At 54.6% G+C, this 5,284-nt stretch carries 3 protein-coding genes; all 3 read left to right on the forward strand.

Going from position 1 to position 5,284, the window contains the following annotated elements; translation table 11 throughout:
• Window positions 1-321: 321 nt before the first annotated feature.
• The 3 genes from BM357_RS18230 to BM357_RS18255 all read left to right on the forward strand — a co-directional run bounded on the left by BM357_RS18230 (window position 322) and on the right by BM357_RS18255 (window position 5,095).
• Window positions 322-1,503, forward strand: a complete 1,182-nt coding sequence (locus tag BM357_RS18230) for a DUF2325 domain-containing protein (protein ID WP_074956767.1) — start codon at window positions 322-324, stop codon at window positions 1,501-1,503.
• Window positions 1,504-2,932: 1,429 nt separating this feature from the next.
• On the forward strand, window positions 2,933-3,208 hold the full coding sequence (locus BM357_RS18250) for an HU family DNA-binding protein (RefSeq protein ID WP_074956775.1): 276 nt from the start codon (window positions 2,933-2,935) through the stop codon (window positions 3,206-3,208).
• A 135-nt stretch (window positions 3,209-3,343) separates the two neighbouring features.
• Window positions 3,344-5,095: a DEAD/DEAH box helicase gene (locus tag BM357_RS18255; RefSeq protein ID WP_074956777.1), complete on the forward strand. Its 1,752-nt coding sequence runs from the start codon at window positions 3,344-3,346 to the stop codon at window positions 5,093-5,095.
• The last annotated feature ends 189 nt before the right edge of the window (window positions 5,096-5,284 follow it).

The following is a 5,284-nucleotide window of genomic DNA, read 5'->3' on the forward strand; positions in this document are numbered from 1 at the left end:
TTGCAAGCCCCGCAGAGATGCGGGGCTAGCGTGCGTGTGGTACAAACTTTCACCCACAATCCGCGTCGTCTCAAGGGTACTGTCAAACTTGAGCTGGAACAGGCGGCGCAAACCGGACTTTAAAGCCTGAAAGTATGGCAATGGCAGGTTCTCGCTTGAGGTATACTCAACATGAGGGGTGTCTGCTGAACCTCCTTTCCCCCTGTGCTGCCGCCTGAAAAGGCGGCTCTTTTTTGTCGCACGATTGGCCGGATTATGGCGCTCTACAAGGTGCCACATACAGTACAATATGGTTATTCGTACTAGCCGGTGGTGATCGGAATGGACAAGTCGGTCGTCTTTGAGCTTCCCGTACGCTTCAAGTTTCGAAGTTTCACATTGTACGTGAAGTCCAAGGAGACAAAGGCTATCATGCGCGATGGGGTGCCCGTGACCATAGAAGAACTTTGGTCGTTTTTGCAGGATCCGGCGTTTACGCAGGAAGAGGACGCCCTTGTTCAATTTTCCCTGGACGACTGCAGATCGCTCAATGCGTACTTCATCCTGAGAATTATGGTCGAATCCTCACCGTCCAAGCGTGATGTGGCCCAACTACTGCAAACCACAGGTATGCGGTTCACCCCTAAGGATCTCAAGGCCGGCAACCAACGTATTATCCAGCGAGCAGAAGAAGCCTTACTCAGACCCCACATTCTCAAACGACATCTGGCCATGCAGCAAGATGTTTTGCTGTTGCCACAGATTCGGAAAGCGCTCAAGTCCGACGCACCAATGGAGCAGTTGGGCCGACAATTTCGAGACGAGCTGAATGTTCGCATGGACGAATCGGACGACGAGATTGCAGCGGGCACCTTGTACGCCATCATCTTCTTGGAGAAGGACGATGATCTCGTTCTTCGGTGGTTGGATAAGGCACGGCGCACTGTAGATCCCGAACATCTCATACTCTCATACTGTCTGGCCTACAGCCTCGACGCCTATCTCCGGGCACGCCTTCGTGCCACGGAAAAAGCGGCAGCCCGGGATATTGAGGCCGCCAAGGCAAACGAAGTAGACCGATTGCGAGAGGAAAATGAGCGTCTGCACCAGCAGTATGAGCAGGATGTACAGACCCTCTTGAGCGTCATCGATAGCCTGCATCAAATCATCCGGGGTCGCGACCAACGCGAATCGCACGTGTCAGCTCTCGTAGGTAAGCGAATCCTGGTCGTAGGTGATGAGTCACACGCCCCGCAGTACCGGGCAATCCTTGAGGCAAAAGGGGCCATATTCGACTTCCTGCCGGGCTTCGACAAGGATCGCACAACCGCTTCTAAGCTCGACGCGGCAGACGGAATTCTGTTCATCACCGCGTACTCCAGCCACATCAAGTTCTATGCACTCAAGGCCTCGGACAAGCGTGCCGTCCTCGTACATCATGCCGGACTTGGCGCGTTTGCGAAAGCGGTGGAGGAGTTGGAGCGTAAGATGTCCGTTGCACCCGTTGATCTTACCGCGACCTGACCTGGTGCAAAAATGCAAAGCCAGTTTGCCATGACGCGCCAGGCGTAAAGCGTAAAAAGGGATCAAAGATGCCCTCACGGAATCTGCGTCTGAGACACAATGGAAGAGGGGATTGAACAAATGACCACAAGCGGGGTGGAACCATGATCGACTTGGACGAAATCGTGCATCAAATGTTACTGGCGGGATTTGTTTACTCACTCGGATTCTCTGTTGTTGGATTTTTGCTTCAACGACATTTGTATCGGTCTGCGCGGGGCGAAAGTTTCCTTGTATTGCACATGTTGTTGTCCATTGGATACTTTGTTCCCACTGTAGCATTGCTGTCCGAAGCGATTATCTGCTCTGCACAAAGAGAGTATTCCGCTATGTTGTATGGCATTTACGTTGCGCTTAGTCCCTTGATTCTCGCCCAGATTGACCTTTTCCGACGCATGTGGGTGCGGCAACGGAAAACGAGACCCAACCGTGTTTCCAACGGATAACGTATTGTTGCGGGTCACCGTGGCCGACATTCTCGAGGGTTGTCGACTTTCTTTGGACGTCGAAGACAACGGATAACCAAGATGGAGGCGCTCAACATGTGGAAATATCTTCGGAGGTTCACCATTAGAGAACTGTATGAGTTCCTGCTGTACAACCTTGTCATTGTAGTCTTGGTCTGGTTTACCGGGGCCTTGCTAGCATTATTCGGACATCCTCTTGCATTCCGTATCTGCCTGTACATGATCCTAGCTTTACTAGTCATATTCGCCTTCATCGTGGATGTCTTGTACAGTCGCGTTAAAGATACTACTGGAATTGGTATCACTGGTATGCTTCTCATCTTGGTGGGTGTAGGTACTGTTGGCTATGCGATATTTCATTCAATGCATCTGATTGGAGTCTAATTTGAGAGTCACGACAAAATTGTCGACCGACGGTAGATAAGTCGATCTCCGCAATTGGTTCCAAACGCAAATCAGCCGGCGCCAGTCCACGACTACACGATTGGAGCCGGTTTGCCATCTCAATGAGAATATTGGCTGATGTGGTTCGGTTGCGTATCGAATAGGCTGAAAATGGCGCGAAAATGGCGCGAAATCTACATTTCCTCGCTGTACTCTGAGACAAAGGAGGGGCCAGGGATGGATATGCGTAAACCGTGCGTCGAGATCCGGTATGCGAGCAGGAATCATCGGTTATCGTTCGGCAATTGGGTGTCCGGGAGTGCTCACACGGAGCGTGTGCAGTCTCAGTGTCGTGAGCTTAGCGCAGACCTCCGCTTCGTGCCAGACCCGGAGCACCCTGTTTCCATGTACCTCCTGCGCTGTGTCCGACTCCGTCCTCCTCCTATTTCGCTGAAAACTCGCCTCAAAATTGCAATCATCCAATACTTTGAGATGATACGCTTGAGTCGTATGAAAACCCCATCCAAGGAGGCCCATGTATGAACAAGTCGGATTTGGTCCGAAAGGTCGCACAACAGACGGGTGTCACCAATAAGGAGTGCGAGGTGATCGTGGGCGCTGTCTTCGAGACTATCAAACAAGCTCTTGAAGCTGGCGAAAAGGTCCAGATCGCTGGGTTTGGGACGTTTGAGACCAAGGAACGAGCCGAGCGAACCGCTCGCAACCCGGTCACCGGCGACAAGATCGTGGTCCCGAGACACCGGGTGCCGATCTTCAAAGCAGGCTCGGGCCTAAAGGAAGTCGTTCGGTCCTGATTGCACAGGGAAGTCCCTGTGCTGGCAGCGCACAAAGAACATAAAAGCGTACAAGACACGCAATACGGGGTTAAACCGACGGCGCTGCCAGCAGAGCGACTTCCCATCTTACCGAAAGTGAGGTAAATGCCGGGCATGGATATCCAACTGCGTCCGTACCAGCAGGAGGCGGTGGAGGCCTTTTTCGCCTCTTTACCTGACCATCGCCGGCAACTAATCGTACTGCCTACCGGGGCGGGCAAGACCATTGTATTCGGCGCCACGGCCCGGCGGTTTTGGGAAACGATTGCGTCAGATAAACCCATTTTGGTGATCGCTCACCGAACGGAATTGCTCGATCAGGCGGAGCAAAAAATCCAGTATGTCTGGCCCGGGGTGTTGACGGGCCGCATTCAGGCCGGACGAAATGAGCAGCTTGCCCAGGTACTGCTCGCCTCCACACAAACTCTGGTGGCCGGCAGAAATGTACCAAGGCCAGGCCTCATCATTTACGATGAGTGCCACCACAGCAGGGCGGAGGGGGCGCTTGGGGTCCTACAGCGCCTGGGTGTGTTTGATCCTGACGGGCCACCTTTGCTCGGCGTGACCGCCACACCGTCCCGGTCGGATCGGACGGAGCTTGGAGACGTATTCGAACATCTGACGTATGAGCGCACCATCCTGCAGATGATCATGGACGGGTATCTGGCGGACGTGCGGGGAATCAGGGTTGAGGTTCCTGGACTGAATCTTGGCGCCATTCGTACGACCGGCGGAGACTACAATGCCAAGGATCTGTCGTACGTCATGAATATCGAGGAAGCCCTGGACGCGGTGGTCGACGCAGTGTTGACCTACGCCCCAGGCCGCAAGGCGCTCGTTTTTGCGGTCGACGTGAAGCATGCGCGCGCTCTGGCCGAGCGGTTTCAAACGCGGGGAATCGCGTGCGCCGCGATCGATGGTTCCATGAAGGCGGAAGACCGGGCGGCGATCCTCCACGCGTTTGCACAGAATCAGCTGCGGCTCTTGGTGAACTGCCAAATCCTCACCGAAGGTTACGACCAACCGGATGTGGACGCGGTGGTCATCGCCCGACCCACTCGCTCCCAAGCGTTGTATGTGCAGATGGTCGGCCGTGCACTGCGTTTGCACCCGAGCAAGAACGATGCACTCGTACTTGACCTGACCGGCGCCACCGAGGACAAGTCTTTGCAAACCTTCGCGCGTCTGATGCGAACCCAACGTAATGAACGGTTCAAGACAACCGGTGTTCCATCCGGTAAGGATGAACCAGAGAGCGAAGACGTGCCGATGGAGCAGGGCGAAACGGTGGTCGAGTGGCTAACCAGGATCGCCAAGAAACAGGAGAAAGCGGCCCAGGTTGCCCAGGCGATTAACCTTTTTGCCAACCGGACTCGTTACCGTTGGCAACAGGTCCAGGATAACTTCGCCATTTGCTTCGAAGACTCCCGTTGGGCTTACCTGTACCGGGATGGCGACGAATACTGGCCCGTACTTGAGCTTAACAACGAGAAATTCATGCCCCTGCACGACCGGGCCGTGCCTCTGGAATACGCCCAAGGGATTGCCGAAGGGTTTCTCCAGCTTCTCGAATCACCACTTATCCAGCGGGAGGCCGATTGGCGTAACGCACCTATGTCGGCCAGGCAGAAATACGTGCTGGACAAGTATCGCATTCAGTACGATGACACTTGGACACGCGGCGATGCGTCGGATGCCCTGTCCCGGGCCTTCGCACGCAAACGTGTAAGGACGCTGTGTAAGAACTTCAACGCTGCGGCATGGCGTCAGGCATTAGAAACAGAAAGGGGGAAAGTCTGGCTGTCGCAACGCATCGAGCGGTTTCGTTCGTACGCTCAGGCACGGCACGTTGTTGAGGAAGCGTGAGGGGGGTATGAGTCATGTCTAAAGCTGCGGATGAGGTGGCCCGGGCCGGTAGTGTCCCGTCAAGTGGTGTAATTTCACCGTTTGTGTCTAATGCGTGACATCCATGGCTTTGTTCCGTCGCGGGAGTATATCGACCTTCGTCGCTCCGTCAAGGGGTGCTGCGCTCGTCCGGTCGGACGCCCTTGACGT

It is taken from the genome of Paenalicyclobacillus macrosporangiidus, from assembly GCF_900116805.1.
Classification (GTDB): domain Bacteria; phylum Bacillota; class Bacilli; order Alicyclobacillales; family Alicyclobacillaceae; genus Alicyclobacillus_H; species Alicyclobacillus_H macrosporangiidus.